This window comes from Candidatus Pelagibacter bacterium nBUS_49 (assembly GCF_051200925.1).
GTDB lineage: Bacteria > Pseudomonadota > Alphaproteobacteria > Pelagibacterales > Pelagibacteraceae > Pelagibacter.
This window is the reverse complement of sequence record NZ_CP172837.1, coordinates 23,553-41,794: the sequence shown is the minus strand read 5'-3', so window position 1 is coordinate 41,794 and position 18,242 is coordinate 23,553. Positions and strand designations below refer to the sequence as shown.

Genomic DNA, 18,242 nt, shown 5'->3' with positions numbered 1-18,242 from the left:
TATTAACCTCTTAAACTGTAAGGCATGTATGATTTAACAATCTTGCCGTCTTGCTTGGACATAGTTGTTGTGCCTCTTAACTTTCTTATTTGTGAATTCGTTCTTTTAATCATGCCATGTCTTTTACCAGCTTGGGCAGTCATTACTTTGCCAGTGGCTGATATTTTAAATCTTTTTTTAGCTGAGCTTTTTGTTTTTAATTTTGGCATAATTCTGCGGTGTTATACAAAGATTGATATAAATTTACAACCTATATTAAGGCCTATAAAGGCTGAATTACCATGATCATTTGCTTACCATCAAACTTAGGGTGTAATTCTACCTTACCAATATCCTTCATGTCTTCTTTGATCTTATCCATCAATTCTTTTCCTAAATGAGAATGTTGTAATTCACGACCTTTAAATCTTACAGTAAATTTTACTTTATCCCCTTTAGCAATAAATTTTTTTGCATTTTTAACCTTAAAATCATAATCATGAGTTTCTGTTACAGGTCTCATTTTAATTTCTTTTAATAAAACAATTTTTTGTTTTTTCTTAGCAATATTTGCTTTCTTTTGGGCATCATATTTAAACTTACCCATATCCATTATTTTACAAACAGGTGGGTTTGCATTAGCAGCTATCTCTATTAAATCTAATCCTTGATTTTTTGCCATTGAAATTGCTTCATTGGTATTCATAACACCAAGATTTTCACCATCACTTGCTATAACCTGAACATCAGGAGATGAGATTCTATTATTAGACCTTGGACCTCTGTCTTTTGTTCTTCTTTGAAAGTAATTTTGTTTAAAATCTGCCACTTAGTTTGAGGATGCTTTATTTAAAGCAGAGAAAGTTTTTAAAAATTGGTCTATATCCATATTTTCTTGTTTATTCGTGTCTAATCTTCTAATCGTTACCGAGTTAGAGTCAACTTCTTTTTTACCACAAATTAATAAAACCGGTATTTTTGCTAAAGAATGATCTCTAATTTTGTAATTTAAATTATTATTTTTTAAATCTATTGATGAACTAATACCCACATCTTTTATTTTTTTTGATACTTTAACTGCATAGTCATTAAATTCTTCTGAAATAGGTATCACCATAGTTTGCAAAGGAGATATCCAAAATGGAAACTTTCCAGCATAGTTTTCAATTAAAATTCCAATAAATCTTTCTAATGAACCAAATAATGCTCGATGAAGCATAACAGGAACTTTTTTGGTTCCATCTTTATCAACATAAGAGGCGTCTAATCTTCCTGGTAAATTCAAATCAACTTGCAAAGTTCCACACTGCCAATCTCTTCCAATTGCATCTCTTAAAACAAATTCAATTTTAGGACCATAAAATGCACCTTCACCTTTGTTGATGCTATATTCCAGCTTAGATGCTTTGACTGCTTCGAGCAAAGAAGCTTCAGCTTTATCCCAAACTTCATCATCGCCAACTCTTGCATCTGGCCTATCTGCATATTTTAGAATTACATTTTCAAAACCTAAATCTTTGTAAATATCTAAAATTAAATTAGTTACTTCTAAACATTCGCTTGTAATTTGATCCTCTGAACAAAATATATGAGCATCGTCTTGAGTAAATGCTCTCACTCTTAGTAGGCCATGTAATGCTCCAGAGGGTTCGTAACGATGTACTTTTCCAAATTCTGTTATACGTAAAGGTAGATCTCTGTAGCTTTTTAAACCTTGGTTAAATACCTGGATATGCCCAGGACAATTCATAGGTTTAATAGCAAATACTTTTGCGTCTGGAGTTTCTGAGGTATACATGTTTTCACCGTATTTTTCCCAATGACCAGATTTTTCCCACAATTGTCTGTCCAATATCTCTGGTGTATTCACTTCTTTATAACCAGCAGCGTCCTGTCTAGCTCTCATATAATTAATTAATTTTTGAAATAAAGCCCAACCTTTCTCGTGCCAAAATACTGACCCTGGACTTTCTTCTCTAAAATGAAATAAATCCATTTCTTTTCCAAGTTTACGGTGATCTCTTTTTTCAGCTTCTTCAATTCTTTTTAAATATTCATCCAGATCTTTTTGAGTTGCCCAACTTGTACCGTATATTCGTTGGAGCATTTGATTATTTGAGTCGCCTCTCCAATAAGCTCCGGAAACTTTTGTAAGTTTAAAGAATTTTCCAATTTTACCTGTTGAAGAAAGATGTGGGCCTCTGCATAAATCGTGCCAATCACCGTGAAAATAAATAGATACATCCTCATTTTCTGGGATTGCTTCAATCAACTCTGCTTTATAAGTTTCGCCCTTTTCTTTAAAATGTAAAATTGCTTTATTTCTCTCCCAAACTTCTCTTTTTGTGATTTCATTTCTATCTACAATTTCTTTCATCTTATTTTCAATTTTTTCTAAATCGTCCTCGGTAAAAGGTTCCTTTCTAGCAAAATCATAATAAAAACCATTTTCAATAACTGGCCCAATAGTAACTTGTGTTCCTGGAAATAATTCTTGTACTGCCATTGCCAATATATGTGCTGTATCATGCCTAATAGTTTCTAGGCCTTCAGGATTTTTTGACGTAAAAATTTTTATTGAACAATCTTTTTCTATTAAAAAATCTAAATCTTTTAAATCACCATCAACACTTATAACCATTGCTTGTTTTGCAAGTGACTTGCTAATTTTTTCAGCTACATCTAGACCTGTAACTTTGTCTGGAAATGTTAAATTATTTCCATCTGGTAAGGTAATTTTAGGCATTAATTTAATATTCTTTTATACTCTGAATAAGTAGAAAAGCACATTTTTTCAACATTAAATTTTTGAATTATGTTTTTTCTTCCTTCTTTGCCTATCGATTGTAACAGTGTTTCATCCATAGAAAGAACTTTTAAAATTTTTTTACTTAATGATTTTGCATTGTTTGACTCGAATAAAAAACCAGTTTTTTCGTCAATTATAGTTTCATTAGACCCGCCAATATCACTTGCGATTATTGGTTTTTCCATTGATTGTGCCTCAACTGCAACTCTTCCAAAAGCCTCTGGCTCGATAGATGCAGATATTACTATATCTGAAATTTTGTAAGCTAAAGCCATGTCATTACAATGATCAATAAATTTAACTTGGTTATTTAATCTGTATTGTTCTGTAATTCTAATAAGTTTTTTTTTATATAGATCTCTACCTTGATCACTTCCAAGAATTACTGCGTAAAAGGCTTCATATCCAAGTTCAATATTTACTAAATTAATTGCTTCTATAAAAACTTCTTGTCCTTTCCATCCTGTTAATCTGCCAGGTAAAAGAATTATCTTTTTATCTTTTTCTATTTGCCATTTTTTTAATAGTTTTTTTTCATCAATATCTAATTTGGTTGTTGGATCAAAATAGTCGACGTTAATTCCTCTAAATATAACTAAAAGTTTTTTTTTAGTATTAAGATATTTTGTATAATTATCTTTGATATGAGAAAAAATAAAATTAGAGCCTGCTATGATTAAGTCAGACCTAACCATTGCAGAATTATAAAATTTTTTAATTTTATTATTAAAATTATAAGTTCCATGAAAAGTAGTAACAAATTTTCTGCCTGTAATTTTAGCTGCTAACAAGCAAGACCAGGCTGGCGCTCTGCTTCTGGCATGTACAATTGAAATATTCTTAACGAGTATAATTGCAACTAAAGCTAAAAAATTAATGAACATAATTAAAGGATTTTTACTATGTACAGGAAGTTTTATTATTTTTACTTTTTTTTTATCAATAAATTTAAGAAGTTCTCCCCCACTTGTTACAATAAATGATCCACAATCATTTTCTGGTAAGTAATGAGCAATATCATAACAACCTGTTTCAGCACCTCCGTAACCTAATTTTGGTATAACTTGTAAAACTTTTAAATTAGATGACATTTGGTATGATTATATATTATTAGATTAAACATATAAATGATTATGACTTATTTTAGATATTACAGAATCTCAAAAAGTAAGAAAATAAGATTTGTTTGCAATATTCATAAAGGTGCACCTTTTATTGTTTTTTTACATGGTTTTATGTCTGATTTAGAAGGGAAAAAACCAAATGCTTTTTTAAAATTTGCTAAACAAAACAAAATGAGTTTTTTAGCACTTGAATATTCTGGACACGGAAAATCATCGGGAAAATTTACAAACGGTAATATTACAAAATGGAGTAACGAAACATCAGCTCTTATTAAAAAATTTGTAAAGAAAAATGATTTTATTGTTGTTGGTTCAAGTATGGGTGCCTGGTTAGCACTTAAACAATTTCAAAAATTTAAAAGTCAAATAAAGGGATTTTTAGGTATAGGTTCTGCTCCTGAATTTTTAGAAAACTTGATGTGGAAAAAGTTCACAAAAAAAATGAAGTCAGAAACTATCCAAAAAGGAATTTTACAATTAAAACACGGTAATTATGAATATCCAATTACCCTACAATTAATAAAAGATGGTAGAAAAAATAAGGTTTTAAACAAAAAAATAAATTCTGAGATAAATGTTACTATGGTTCATGGTCAAAAAGATGCTGTGGTACCTGTTTCTTATTCAAGAAAAGTTTTAAAAATATTTCAAAAAGCAAAAAAAAAATTAGTTATTATTAATAGTGGTGATCACAGTTTATCAAGTCAAAAGTGGCTTAAAATAATAATAAAGGAGTTAAAACTAATTATTTAACTAACTTCTTTAATCAATGGTTTATTGCTGATTGGATTGCTTAACTTGTCTAACATTTCTTTTGGACAAACTTGAATAAAATTCTTTAACTCCTCATCATAATTTTCAACTAACATTTTTGATAAATTGGATCCAGTTTCTTTAAAATGTTCTTGGATTAAATCTTTAAGAAATATTTTCCAGTAATCTGTTTCTATATTTTGCCATACGACCGATTCATCATTAACTTTTTTTTCAAATTCTCCTGATTTATCATAGATAAATGCCATTCCTCCTGTCATCCCTGCTGCAAAATTATCACCTACATCACCTAAGATTACTACAGTTCCTCCTGTCATGTATTCACAACCATTAGAGTCACATCCCTCAATTACTGTAGTTGCTCCAGAGTTTCGAACAGCAAATCTTTCTCCTGCCTGTCCAGCTGCAAATAGTTTTCCTGATGTTGCACCATATAATACTGTATTGCCTATAATAGTATTTTCATTTGAAATTAAATTACTCTCATCAGATAATTTAATTGAAATTGTTGCTCCTGATAATCCTTTACCCACATAATCATTAGCATCTCCTTTAAGAACAAGTTTTAATCCTTTCGCTGAAAAAGCACCAAATGACTGTCCTGCTGATCCCTTGAAATTTAATACTAAAAAGTTTTCATTAAGTTTTTCATATCCATATTTTTTATAAAGGTGATGAGATATTCTAGTTCCAACTGCTCTATTCGTATTTTTAATAATGTATTCTTTTTCTATTTTTTCAGAACTGTCTAAAGATTTTTCAATCTCTGGCCAAATTTCTTGATCAAGTGTATCTGGTACCTGGTTTATTTCTTGATTTTCACAATATCTTCTATTGTTACCGTTATCTGCCTGTACAAAAAGTGGGTTCAAATCTAAATCATCAAGATTTGGAGAGGCCTTGCTAACCTGCATTAAAAGATCTGTTCTTCCAATTATATCGTTCAATGATTTAAAACCTATTTTTGCTAAAATTTCCCGTACTTCAGATGCTATAAAAGTGAATAAATTAACTACTTTATCTGGAGTGCCTGTAAATTTTTCTCTAAGTTTTTCGTCTTGAGTACAAACACCAACAGGACATGTGTTAGAATGACATTGTCTAACCATGATACATCCCATCGCAACTAACGCAGTAGTTGCCACTCCGTACTCTTCTGCTCCCATCATTGCTGCAATAACAACATCTCTTCCTGTTTTAATCCCACCATCAGTTCTAAGAGTAACTTTGTGTCTTAGATTGTTTAATGTTAAAACTTGATTAGCTTCTGTTAAACCCATTTCCCATGGTATTCCAACATACTTAACACTAGTTTGCGGTGTTGCACCCGTACCCCCATTATGTCCAGATATTAATATTATATCTGCTTTTGCTTTAGCAACACCAGCTGCAATTGTTCCTACACCTGATGATGCAACAAGCTTAACCCCAATTCTTGCTTTAGGATTTATTTGTTTCAAATCATAAATAAGTTGAGCAAGATCTTCTATTGAATAAATATCATGATGTGGTGGAGGTGATATTAAAGTAACTCCAGGTGTTGAATGTCTTAATTTTGCAATCTCATCAGTAACTTTAAACCCTGGTAGCTGTCCACCTTCTCCTGGTTTTGCTCCTTGAGCTATTTTGATTTCAATTTCATTACAATTATTTAAATAATTAACTGTCACACCAAATCTGGCTGAAGCTATTTGTTTTACTCTAGAATTTGCACTGTCTCCATTTTCTAGAACTTTAAACCTACTCTCATCTTCACCACCCTCGCCACTACAAGAGGCACCTTTAATTCTGTTCATTCCTGTGGCAAGTGTTTCATGAGCTTCTTTTGAAAGCGCTCCATGTGACATGCTTCCGCTTCCAAATCTTTTAAGTATATTTTGTATTGGTTCAACTTCAGAGATATCAATCGGTCCTTTCAATTTTTTCGATCTAAAATCAATTAAATCCCTCAAATTTATTGGGGGTAAATTATATATTCCTTCCGCATACCTTTTGTAAGCTTCATAAGAATTTGATCCTACAGCGCTTTGCAATAAATGAATTAATTTTCCTTGATATTGGTGTGTTTCTCCATTTTTACGATACCTATATATTCCACCTATTGGTAAAATAGTTTCAGAGCTTTCAAATCCTTCTTTATGAATAGATCTAATTTTTTTTTCTATTCCTGTTAATCCAATCCCTGAAATTTTAGATACTACACCTGGAAAATAATCAGCAACAATCGTTCTACTCAATCCAACAGTTTCAAAATTACATCCCCCTCTATATGAACTCAAAACAGAAATTCCCATTTTAGACATGATTTTTAATAGACCAGCATTTACAGATTTAATGTATCTTTCAACACATTCATCAAAACTAAATTTTCCAAAAAGTTTTTTTTCATGTCTTTGATATAAGCTGTCAAAAGCAAGGTATGGGTTTACTGTAGTTGCACCCACACCAATTAAAGTGGCAAATGAATGTGTGTCTAAAGCTTCTCCAGATTGAACATTTATCGAAACATATCCTCTTAATTTTTTTTCTATTAAGAATGAATTGATTGCTCCTACACATAATAACATTGGAATAGGTAAATTAGTTTCTGACAATCCTTTATCACTCAAAATTAATTGAGTAACACCTTGTCTTACAGCGATTTCAGCATCTTTTTGGACTTGTTTTATTGCCTCAAATAAAGACTGATCTTTAGAAAAAGTACAATCTATAACTAAAGAATTTTTACCAAAAAAATTAATAAATTTATCAAATTGAGAGTTTGATAAAATTGGACTATTTAAAACATAAATATTTTGCTTGGTTAGATTATCAAAATCCAAAATATTACCTAAATTTCCAAATCTTGTTTTTAGACTCATAACCTTATTTTCTCGAAGCGAGTCAATTGGAGGATTAGTTACTTGGCTAAAATTTTGTCTAAAAAAATGATAAAGAGGTCTATATTTATCAGATAATACTGCAAGAGGAGTATCGTCACCCATAGAGCCAATCGCCTCTTTCGCATCTTCAGCCATTGGGTGCAAAATAAGCTCTAAGTCTTCAAGACTCATTCCAAATGTGAACTGTCTTCGTCTTAAATCATCTCCAGAGAATAAATGTTTTTCTCCAGAAATAGTAATTTTTTCATCTAAATCGATAATTTGAGAATTAAAGTGTTTGTATTCTTTAGCTAAATAATCTTTGATTTTGCTGTTAGTAAATACTTTTCCTTTTTCAATTCTAACCCCAATTATTTCTCCTGGTCCTAATCTTCCCTTGGTTAAAATTTTTTTTTCGTTAAGTTCTATCATTCCAGTTTCTGAACCTGCAAATAATAAATTATCTTTGGTAATTGCATATCTTAAGGGTCTCAATCCATTTCTATCATTTGCAGCGATTACCCATTCATTATCTGTTCCAGCAATAGCAGCAGGCCCATCCCAAGGTTCCATGGTACTATTTAAAAAGTTAAATAATTGTTGATGATCTCTAGATAAAGTTTTGTTTTTTTTAGACCAAGCATCTGGCACTAACATTAATTTTGCTAAAGGTGCTGGTTGACCTGAAATATTTAATAATTCAAAAACATTATCCAATGCAGCTGAGTCTGATGCCCCCTGTTGAATTACTGGTTTTAAATTTTCTATGTTATCAAAAAGTGGGCTATTCATTTCTTGTTCATGAACTTTCATCCAATTTTTATTACCACGATATGTGTTGATTTCTCCATTATGAGCAATTGCTCTAAAAGGTTGAGCTAGATTCCAACTTGGTGCTGTGTTTGTAGAAAATCTTTGATGAAAAATTGCATATCTTGAAACAAATCTTTCATCTTTTAAATCTAAAAAAAAATCTGAAATAGCTTCTGCTAAAAACATCCCTTTATAAACGATTGATTTTGAACTAAGAGAACAAATATAAAAATTATTTAAAGAAATCTTAAAAGCTTTATTTTCAATTATCCTTCTTGTTTCATAAATTTTTCTTTCAAGATCTTTATTCAATAATTCTGGATTATTTGATTTAAAAAGTACTTGAATAATTTCAGGCATTGTCTGAAATGCTTTTTCACCTAAGACCTTTGGGTTAACTGGAACTTGCCTCCAGCCATAAATGCTAAAATCATTTTTGGTTAGTTCACTTTCAACTATTGTTTTGCAGCTTTCTTGTGCTGCATAATCATTTCTTGGTAAGAAAATCATTCCAACACAGATTTCTGAATTATCGTGGGTATGACCTGTAACTTCAATTTTTTCTATAAAAAAATCTTTTGGTATTTCTACATGTATCCCAGCACCATCACCCGTTTTACCATCAGCATCAACTGCTCCTCTGTGCCAAACTGCTTTTAAAGCTTCAATTCCATACTCTACAACTTTACGTGATTTCTTTCCCTCCGTAGAACCAATTAAACCGACACCGCAAGCATCGTGTTCCATCTCTTCAGAATAAACATGGTTTTTTTTCAGTATTTCAAAATTTTTTTTATAATTTTTCATTAAGCTACTTTTGACTGTTTTAATTCTTTATTTTCTAAATGCTTTTTAATCGAAGCTGCTGCATCTCTTCCATCTTTTATCGCCCAAACAACTAAAGATGCACCTCTAACTATATCTCCTGCAGCAAAAACCCCACTCAAATTTGTCTCCATTGAATCAAAATCTGCTTTGATAGTTCCCCATTTAGTCACTTGCAGTTCGTTAGAGTCAAATAAAGTTGGCAAATCTTCAGGGTCAAAACCTAAAGCCTTAATAACCATATCTGCTTTGATCTCAAAACTTGAGTCTTGTTGAACCTCAGGTTTTCTTCTTCCACTTTCATCAGGATCACCTAATTTTATCTGGTCAACAATTAATTTTTCAACTTTGTTAATACCCTTAAATTCCTTGGGACTTGATAGCCAAACAAATTCAACGCCTTCCTCTTCAGCGTTAGCAACCTCTCTTGCTGATCCAGGCATATTCTCTTTGTCTCTTCTGTATAAACATTTAACTGATTTTGCTTTTTGTCTTATTGATGTTCTTACGCAGTCCATTGCCGTATCGCCACCACCAATTACAACAATATCCTTCCCTTCTGCATTTAAAATTCCTTTATCAAATAATTCTACTTTATCACCTAATCCTTTTTTATTGGATGCTGTTAAAAAATCCATCGCAGGAAAAATATTGTTTAAGTCATTACCTGTAAGTTCTACTTCTCGAGCTTTATAAACCCCGGTTGCAATTAAAATTGCGTCATGTTTTTTTCTTAATTGTTCTAAGCTTGCATCTTTTCCTACTTCAAAATTTTGAATGAACTCAATTCCACCATCTTTTAAGAGCTTAGTTCTTCTCTCAACAACTTCTTTTTCAAGCTTAAAATTTGGTATTCCATATATTAACAATCCACCAGCCCTATCATATCTGTCATAAACTGTGATTTTGTATCCATTTTTTCTTAATTCTTCAGCTGCAGCTAAGCCAGCTGGTCCAGCACCAATTATTCCAACACTTTGGTTTTTTTCATGAGAAATATTTATAGGTTTTACCCAACCTTGCTCCCAAGCATTATCAGTAATATATTTTTCCATTGAGCCGATAGTCACTGTTCCATGGCCAGACTGTTCGATGACACAATTACCTTCACACAACCTATCTTGTGGGCATATTCTTCCACAGACTTCCGGCATATTATTTGTGCTTTGGGATAATTCGTAAGCTTCCTTAAGTCTTCCTTCGGCTGTTAGCTTTAGCCAATCAGGAATATTATTACTTAGTGGACAATGAACTTGGCAAAAAGGAACACCACACTGAGAACATCTGCTAGATTGCTCTTTAGCTTTATCGCTAATAAATTCGTCATAAATCTCATTAAAGTCTTTTTTTCTGACATCAATCTCCCTTTTAGGTGGAGTTTGTTGACCTATATTTACAAATTTTAGCATTTTATCAGTCATAATTTTTATAAGTTAAAGCAAATTATATATTGTTTTTATTAAATAAAGCTTAAAATAGGTCAGTTATTATGACCTTATTAAGCCATATAAGTTTGAAATTTATGGCATTTTTAATAATTGCATAGCTAATATGCTTAAATCGAATTGTTTTAAATGAATATTTTTTAAGCTAGTTAGATAAAATGTTTCAGAACATTATAGAAGTTTTAATACTATCAGCCATTCAAGGCATATCAGAATTTTTACCAATAAGCTCTTCGGCACACCTAATATTAGTTTCAAGTTTATATGAATTTAAATCTAGCTCATTATTAATAGATATAAGTCTTCACCTTGGTTCCTTGTTTGCAATTATCTATTTTTTTAGAGTGGACTTATTAGATGTAAAAAATAATAAAAGACTTTTAAGCCTAATCATTCTTGGGTCAATTCCATTAATAATTGTTGGATATATCTTATATTCAACCGGTATCATTTATGAACTTAGAAACATTAAAATTATAGCTTGGACAACTCTAATTTTTGGAATTGTACTATTTATTACAGATAGAAATCGATTTGATAAGAAAATTTCCTCAAATTTAAATCTTCAATCAATTTTATTTATAAGTTTATTTCAAATTCTTTCTTTGGTGCCAGGAGTAAGTAGGGCAGGCATAACTATTACAGCTGCAAGATTATTGAGATTTAATAGATTAGACTCTAGTAAAATATCATTTTTACTTTCTATTCCAGCTTTAGGAGGTGCTAGTTTTTTAGGATTAAAAGATGTGTTTTCTCAATCAGTTGAGTTCAATTATTTAGTAGTTATTGCAATTGTAGCATCATTTATTTTTTCTTTTGCGACTGTAAAATTTTTTTTAATTTATATAAATAAATTTTCAATGAATGCGTTTGTTATTTATAGAATATTAATAGCGTTGATTTTATTTGCTATAATTTATTAAGATTATTTTTTTGAACCAATGGTAACAATTGAGACAGCAAGACACCACATAGAATAAATAAACATCCAAGTAAATTATTAATATCTAAGATCTGATCTAAAATGAACCAGGCAGCAATAGTTGCAAATACTCCCTCTAATGAAAAAATTATTGCAGCAGGGGCAGGAGTTATATTTTTTTGAGCATAAATTTGTAACACAAATGCAAAACCTCCAGATAAAATTCCAGCATACAAAATAGAATTTATTTCTTTCATAATTTCCAAGTAAACAAACTCCTCATAAATAAATGCTATTACAAAAGAAAATAAAGCAACGATGAAAGTTTGAGCTGCTCCTAGGGTGAGTGGAAGATTATACTTATTTACAATTATTCCTGTAAAAATTATATGAGTGCTCCAAAATAAAGCACCTAATATTACTAAACTATCGCCAAGTCTAACTGTTGCGTCATAAAAATTTGTTAATAAATACCCTCCAATTAAACATAAAACTACAGATGGCCAAACACTCCAATGAATTGATGTTCGTTTAAATAAAAAAAATATAATTGGTACTAGGGGAACATAAAAAATTGTAAAAAACGCAGCATTAGCAACATCTGTATAAAGAAGAGCAACTTGTTGTAAAGCTGAACCTAAAAATAAAGATAAACCAATTAAAAATGAGAGATTAAGGAAAGTTTTAGTGTCATTTTTAAACTCAGATTTAAATTTTTTTATTTCGAACAACAAAACTAATGGAGTGATAGCCAAAAAACCTATGAAAAACCTTACAGCATTGAATGTAAATGGACCAATGTTATCCATGCCAGTGTCTTGAGCAATAAACGTTGTGCCCCAAATAAAAGTACACAGTAAAGCACTTAATAAAGAGATAGTTTTTGACATAACTTAAATTAAACAGCTAACTTATAGGCAAAATTTTTACCAAGATTTTCTTTTAAATCATTATTAAATCTTGCAGCTTCAGCTCCATCAATAATTCTGTGATCATAGGACAAAGATATAGGTAACATTGTTCTTATTTGAAACTTTCCGTTCATAAATATTTGTTTTTTTTGGGATTTACCTACTCCTAAGATTGCAACTTCTGGAAAATTTATAATTGGAGTAAAAAAAGATCCTCCTATTCCACCTAAACTGGTAATAGTCATAGACCCACCAAATAATTCTTTTTTATCAATTTTTAGATTTCTACAAAGTTCACTCACTTCTTTCAATTCTTTGCTAAGTAGTGAGATTTTTTTGTTGTCAGCATTCCTAATTTTAGGAACCATTAATCCATTAGGTGTATCAACTGCAATTCCAATATGAAAATATTTTTTAAATGTCATTTTTCCAGTTTCAATTTCATCTATGGAAGAATTAAAACTCGGGAATTTTTTTAAAGACGCTACTAAAGCTTTAATTATAAATGCCAAAGGAGTAATTTTGATTTTCTCTCCAGTATACATATCTGTCAAAGAACTTCTAAAGTTTTCCATTTCTGTTATATCTGCTTCATCATGATTTGTGACATGTGGTATAGTCGTCCAAGAATTGGTTAAATAAACCGAAGATAATTTTTTTACTCTTGGAATATCTTTAATTTCAATTTCTCCAAAATCAGAATGTTCAAATTCATTTTTGATTTTTTTTATTTTATCTTCTTTAATTTCATTAATATTTTTTGTTGTAGATGAAACAAATTTTTTAATATCATCCTCAATAACTCTTCCATCTTTTTCACTTCCTGCAACTTGAGTAATATCTACTCCAAGTTCTCTTGCAAATTTTCGAGCTTTTGGGCTTGCAGATGATATTTCATTGGATAAACTTTTAACTTGATTAATTGAAGCTTGTTCTATCTCGGGTTTTATTACTTTAATTTTTTTAAACTCTTTTTCAATATTTGGCTTTTCTTCAGTATTTCCTTTTTTTGCAGATGTTTCCTCTAAAATTAATATCAAATCACCTTCGGAAATTTTATCTCCTACTTTTGTTTTTAAAGATTGCACTTTACCCTCAAAGTTAGATGGGATTTCTACGCTGGATTTATCACTTTCAATTGTAATTATAGGATCGTTTTTTTGAAGAATTTGACCTTCAGAAACTAGAACTTCTATTACTTCAACATCCTTAAAATCTCCAATATTTGGTACTTTAATTTCAGTTTCTGACATTACAATTTAGTAGGCATTGGTTTTTCACCATCAATTTTATATTTTTTTATTGCTTCATTTGCATATTTTGAAGCTATTAATTGTTCTTTAGCCAAAATACTTAAGCTGTAAGCAACTAAATGCTCTTTATCTACCTCAAAAAATTTTCTTAGATTTTTTCTAGTATCACTTCTACCAAATCCATCTGTTCCTAAAGAATAAAAACTTTTATTTGTATAAGGTCTTATTTGATCTGAATTCATTCTCATATAATCTGATGCGGCCATGATTGGGCCTTCGGTTTTTCCCAAACATTTTTCAACAAATGAAGTTTTTTGTTCTTTATCAGGGTTTAAAAGATTATATCTTTCAACTTCCATTCCATCTTTTCTTAATTCATTAAAACTTGTTACACTCCAAATTTCACTATCAATTTCATATTCATTTTGAAGAACTTCTGCTGCAGCCATCATTTCTCTTAGAATTGTACCTGATCCTAAAAGCTGAATTTTTGTTTTCTTAAACTTATTAAATTCTTTAATCTTATACATTCCTTTCAAAATACCTTCTTCACAATTTTTATCTTTTGGCATTTCTGGATGAGAATAATTTTCATTCATTGTAGTAATATAATAAAAAACGTTTTCTTTTTTTTCATGCATTCTTCTCAAACCTTCTCTAAAAATTACTGCTAGCTCATAATGAAAAGTTGGATCATAAGTTACACAATTTGGTATCGTAGAAGCTATTAAGTGGCTGTGGCCATCTTGGTGCTGAAGTCCTTCTCCAGCTAAAGTAGTTCTTCCTGCAGTAGCTCCAATTAAAAATCCTCTTGCCTGGCTATCCCCAGCAGCCCACGCCAAATCACCAATTCTTTGAAAACCAAACATAGAATAAAAAATATAAATTGGAATCATTTCTATGTCGTGATTTGTATATGCTGTAGCAGCTGCAATCCAAGAAGACATTGCGCCAGCTTCATTAATTCCTTCTTCTAACACCTGACCACTCTTATCCTCTCGGTAAGAACTTAATTGTGCAGCATCTTCTGGCTCATATTTTTGACCTTCATGAGCATAAATACCTATTTTTTGAAAAAAACCTTCCATTCCAAATGTTCTTGCTTCATCAGGAATTATAGGAACCAATCTTGGTGAAATATTTTTGTCTCTAAGTAGGTTGGTAAACATTCTAACCATTGCCATTGTTGTTGACATTTCTTTTTCACCAGTTGAAACTTTCATAAAATCAAAGATATCTTTTGATGGTGCCTTAATTGGTTTTGCGTAAGTTGTTCTTTCAGGTAGATAACCACCTAAATTTAATCTTCTTTCTTTTAAATATTTAATTTCAGGAGATTTTTCATCAGGTTTAAAATATTCAATATTTCTAACTTGTTCATCAGTTAAAGGAACATCAAATCTATCTCTGTAGTATAGTAAATCATCAACATCTAATTTTTTTGTTTGGTGGGTAGTGTTCACACTTTCACCTGTCTTACCCATCCCATAACCCTTAATAGTCTTTGCTATAATTACAGTAGGACTTCCTTGATTTTTTGTAGCTTTGTCATAAGCCGCATATACCTTGTGTGGATCATGACCACCTCTATTTAATCTCCAAATATCTCTATCTGATAAGCTTGATACTAATTCTTGTGTTTCTGGATATTTGCCAAAAAATTTTTCTCTAACATAAGCGCCGTCTCTTGCTTTCATCGCTTGGTATTCTCCATCAACTGTTTCATTCATTATTTTTACTAAATGACCAGTTTTATCATTTGCTATCAACGAGTCCCAATAAGAACCCCAAATTACTTTAATCACATTCCAACCAGCTCCTCGGAAACTTCCTTCTAATTCTTGAATAATTTTTCCATTTCCTCTTACAGGTCCATCAAGCCTTTGGAGATTACAATTAACTACAAATATTAAATTATCTAACTTTTCTCTTGCTGCTAGTCCGATAGCACCCATTGACTCAGGTTCATCCATTTCTCCATCACCTAAAAATGCCCAAACTTTTCGGCCCTCGTCTTTAATTAGACCTCTATTAATTAAATACTTCATGTATCTTGCTTGATAAATTGCAAGCATGGGACCTAAACCCATAGAAACAGTTGGAAATTGCCAAAACTTAGGCATTAACCAAGGATGTGGATATGAAGAAAGTCCACCAGAATTTACTTCTTGTCTGAAACTATCCAATTGTTTTTCATTTAATCTTCCCTCTAAGAATGCCCTAGCATACATTCCCGGAGCACTGTGACCTTGAAAATAAACTAAATCTCCACCAAATTTATTATTTTTCGCTCTCCAGAAATGATTCATTCCAACATCATATAATGTTGCAGCAGAAGCAAATGTACCTATGTGTCCACCTAATTCTGGAAATTTTTTATTCGCTCTAACTACCATTGCAGCTGCATTCCATCTAATTAAAGATCTAATTCGTCTCTCAATATTTTGATCTCCATTTGATTTAACTTCTGCTTCTGGAGGGATTGTATTTATATAGGGTGTATTTTGAGTATAAGGAATATTTGCACCCTCACGATACGCTTTGTTAATCAATTCTTTAATTAAAAAGTGAGCTCTTTGATTTCCATCTTTTGAAATAACTGCTGACAAAGATTCTAACCAATCTTGTGTTTCTAAAGGATCTGTATCTTTACCATTTGTAACTTGAATAGTTGATTGTTCTTTCTTTTGAGCAGGTTGATGAGCAACTTTAGTCTCATTCTTTTGTTCTGCCATAGCTGCTTCGGCTTGCTTAATAATACTTTCGGTATCTTTTGGAATTGGATTTTCTTTTTTATTTTCCGCTAAAGAAGCAATATTTAAGATTAAATCTCCTTTTGAAACCTTATCTCCAACTTTAACTTCAACTTTTTCAATCTTACCTGCTAGAGTAGAGGGAATTTCAACGCTTGATTTGTCACTCTCAATTGTAATTACTGGGTCATTAATATTTAATCGATCGCCCTGTTTTGCTAAAACTTCTATAACTTCAACTTCTTCAAAATCTCCAATATCTGGAACAAGTAATTTTTCACTCATTTTATTAAAATGTTTTATATACCTATTAATATTATAATTAAGTTTATTTTGACGCGTTATTTGGCTTTTTTATGAATTTCTGTAAAAAAATTGCACAAAAGTTAAGTATTTAATTTCTTTCAACACACATGGTTATACCCATGCCACCCCCAATACATAATGCAGCACAACCTTTGCTTTTGTTTTGCTTTATCATTTCGTGTATTAGAGTAACTAATATTCTAGTTCCTGATGCACCAATTGGATGACCTAAAGCAATTGCACCACCATTTACATTAACTTTTTCAGCAGGAATTTTTAGTTCTTTTATCACGGCTATACTTTGAGCGGCAAAGGCTTCATTTATTTCAAATAAATCAACATCGTTAATATTCCAATCAGCTTTATTTAGTGCTTCTTTAACTGCAGGAATAGGGCCTAAACCCATTAAAGAGGGCTCAACGCCACATGACGCCCATGAAACTACTTTGACTAATGGTTCTATGGATTTAAGCTCTGCTTGCTTTCTTGTCATAAGCACTGTTGCAGCTGCACCGTCATTTATGCCCGATGAATTTCCTGGAGTAACAGTTCCATTTTCTTTAAAAACAGTTTTTAATTTTTTTAAGTCATCTATTGTTAAATTATTCCTAGGATGTTCATCGTTATCAAATATCACATTTTCTTTATTGTTAATTTGTAATTTAATTATTTCGTCTCTAAATTTTTTTTTGCCTGTAGCATCTTGAGCTTTTTTTTGAGAATTTAATGCAAAGTTATCTTGTTCATCTCTAGAGATTTCAAATTTTTCTGCAACATTTTCTGCTGTTACACCCATGTGATAATGGTTAAATGAGTCTGTTAAACCATCATTGATCATTGTATCTACCAATTTAGATTCATCTAATTTCTTATTTTCTCTGTAAAATAAAGAGTGTGGCGCTCTTGACATATTTTCTTGACCACCTGAAACAATAATTTTATTTTCTTCTAATTTAATTGATTGAAATCCGGAAACTATAGATCTTAAACCTGATCCACATACTTGATTTATAATATGTGCTGGTTTTGATACTGGAATACCAGCATGTATAGATGCTTGTCTTGCAGGATTTTGACCTAGACCAGAAGTAAGTACATGGCCCATAATTACTTCATCAATTTGATTAGGCTTCAAATTAGATTTGTGTATAACTTCTTTGATTACCAGAGCACCTAATTTATCAGCACTCACATCTTTTAAAGAACCTTTATATGTTCCAATTGGTGTTCTCAAAGCAGATGTAATTACAACATCATCTAATTTTTTACTCATTAATGACTAAACATAATATTTTATAAGTTAAATTACATCAAAAACTTTGATATATGGAAATAATTATTAAATGAGGACCGCTGGCCAAATTGGATAAGGCGCTCGGCTACGAACCGGGAGATTCCAAATTCGAGTTCTGGGCGGTCCACCAAAAAGGAAACTAAAATGCTAGATTGGCTTTTAAAAGCATCATT

12 protein-coding genes and 1 tRNA gene are annotated in these 18,242 nt (G+C 31.1%); 3 read left to right on the top strand and 10 right to left on the bottom strand.

The window, feature by feature from the left end:
- Positions 1 to 2: 2 nt before the first annotated feature.
- The 4 genes from rpmI to ACIJYF_RS00180 are packed head-to-tail and all read right to left on the bottom strand — an operon-like array spanning position 3 to position 3,879.
- Positions 3 to 209, bottom strand: a complete 207-nt coding sequence (rpmI, locus tag ACIJYF_RS00195; protein ID WP_271478753.1) for a 50S ribosomal protein L35 — start codon at positions 207 to 209, stop codon at positions 3 to 5.
- A 53-nt stretch (positions 210 to 262) separates the two neighbouring features.
- Positions 263 to 808 carry a translation initiation factor IF-3 gene (gene infC / locus ACIJYF_RS00190; protein ID WP_028036189.1) on the bottom strand — a complete coding sequence of 182 codons (546 nt, stop codon included), beginning with the start codon at positions 806 to 808 and terminating at the stop codon, positions 263 to 265.
- Entirely contained in the window at positions 809 to 2,725 is a 1,917-nt protein-coding gene (gene thrS, locus ACIJYF_RS00185; RefSeq protein WP_435116692.1) for a threonine--tRNA ligase, read from the bottom strand. It lies immediately after the preceding gene.
- Positions 2,725 to 3,879: a glycosyltransferase family 4 protein gene (locus ACIJYF_RS00180; RefSeq protein ID WP_435116690.1), complete on the bottom strand. Its 1,155-nt coding sequence runs from the start codon at positions 3,877 to 3,879 to the stop codon at positions 2,725 to 2,727. Before ACIJYF_RS00180 ends, thrS begins: the two co-directional genes overlap by 1 nt.
- Before the next feature lie 42 nt (positions 3,880 to 3,921).
- Between ACIJYF_RS00180 and ACIJYF_RS00175 the strand changes: the two genes are divergently transcribed.
- Positions 3,922 to 4,665: an alpha/beta hydrolase gene (locus tag ACIJYF_RS00175; protein ID WP_435116688.1), complete on the top strand. Its 744-nt coding sequence runs from the start codon at positions 3,922 to 3,924 to the stop codon at positions 4,663 to 4,665.
- Here ACIJYF_RS00175 and gltB read toward each other — a convergent pair.
- Together gltB and ACIJYF_RS00165 are read right to left on the bottom strand one after the other, a co-directional pair.
- Positions 4,662 to 9,167 (bottom strand): glutamate synthase large subunit, encoded by a 4,506-nt coding sequence (gltB, locus tag ACIJYF_RS00170; protein ID WP_435116686.1) that lies wholly within the window; start codon positions 9,165 to 9,167, stop codon positions 4,662 to 4,664. The two genes, ACIJYF_RS00175 and gltB, sit on opposite strands and share 4 nt — an antisense overlap.
- Positions 9,167 to 10,606 (bottom strand): NAD(P)-dependent oxidoreductase, encoded by a 1,440-nt coding sequence (locus ACIJYF_RS00165; protein WP_435116685.1) that lies wholly within the window; start codon positions 10,604 to 10,606, stop codon positions 9,167 to 9,169. Before ACIJYF_RS00165 ends, gltB begins: the two co-directional genes overlap by 1 nt.
- Positions 10,607 to 10,788: 182 nt before the next feature.
- Here ACIJYF_RS00165 and ACIJYF_RS00160 point away from each other — a divergent pair, with 182 nt between their 5' ends.
- Entirely contained in the window at positions 10,789 to 11,553 is a 765-nt protein-coding gene (locus ACIJYF_RS00160) for an undecaprenyl-diphosphate phosphatase (RefSeq protein WP_435116684.1), read from the top strand.
- Here ACIJYF_RS00160 and ACIJYF_RS00155 read toward each other — a convergent pair.
- The 4 genes from ACIJYF_RS00155 to ACIJYF_RS00140 all read right to left on the bottom strand — a co-directional run bounded on the left by ACIJYF_RS00155 (position 11,540) and on the right by ACIJYF_RS00140 (position 18,048).
- The gene (locus tag ACIJYF_RS00155; protein ID WP_435116683.1) at positions 11,540 to 12,442 is read right to left on the bottom strand and encodes a DMT family transporter; all 903 of its coding nucleotides are present in this window, start codon (positions 12,440 to 12,442) and stop codon (positions 11,540 to 11,542) included. The genes ACIJYF_RS00160 and ACIJYF_RS00155 overlap by 14 nt on opposite strands.
- Before the next feature lie 8 nt (positions 12,443 to 12,450).
- A complete protein-coding gene (locus ACIJYF_RS00150; RefSeq protein WP_435116682.1) occupies positions 12,451 to 13,716 on the bottom strand; it encodes a 2-oxo acid dehydrogenase subunit E2 in 1,266 nt (421 codons plus the stop codon).
- On the bottom strand, positions 13,716 to 16,754 hold the full coding sequence (gene aceE, locus ACIJYF_RS00145; RefSeq protein ID WP_435116680.1) for a pyruvate dehydrogenase (acetyl-transferring), homodimeric type: 3,039 nt from the start codon (positions 16,752 to 16,754) through the stop codon (positions 13,716 to 13,718). The genes ACIJYF_RS00150 and aceE overlap by 1 nt, the downstream gene beginning before the upstream one ends.
- A gap of 109 nt (positions 16,755 to 16,863) precedes the next feature.
- Positions 16,864 to 18,048 carry an acetyl-CoA C-acetyltransferase gene (locus ACIJYF_RS00140; protein WP_435116679.1) on the bottom strand — a complete coding sequence of 395 codons (1,185 nt, stop codon included), beginning with the start codon at positions 18,046 to 18,048 and terminating at the stop codon, positions 16,864 to 16,866.
- Positions 18,049 to 18,122: 74 nt separating this feature from the next.
- On the opposite strand from ACIJYF_RS00140, the gene ACIJYF_RS00135 reads away from it, so the two are divergent.
- Positions 18,123 to 18,199, top strand: a tRNA-Arg gene (locus ACIJYF_RS00135).
- Positions 18,200 to 18,242: the final 43 nt, after the last annotated feature.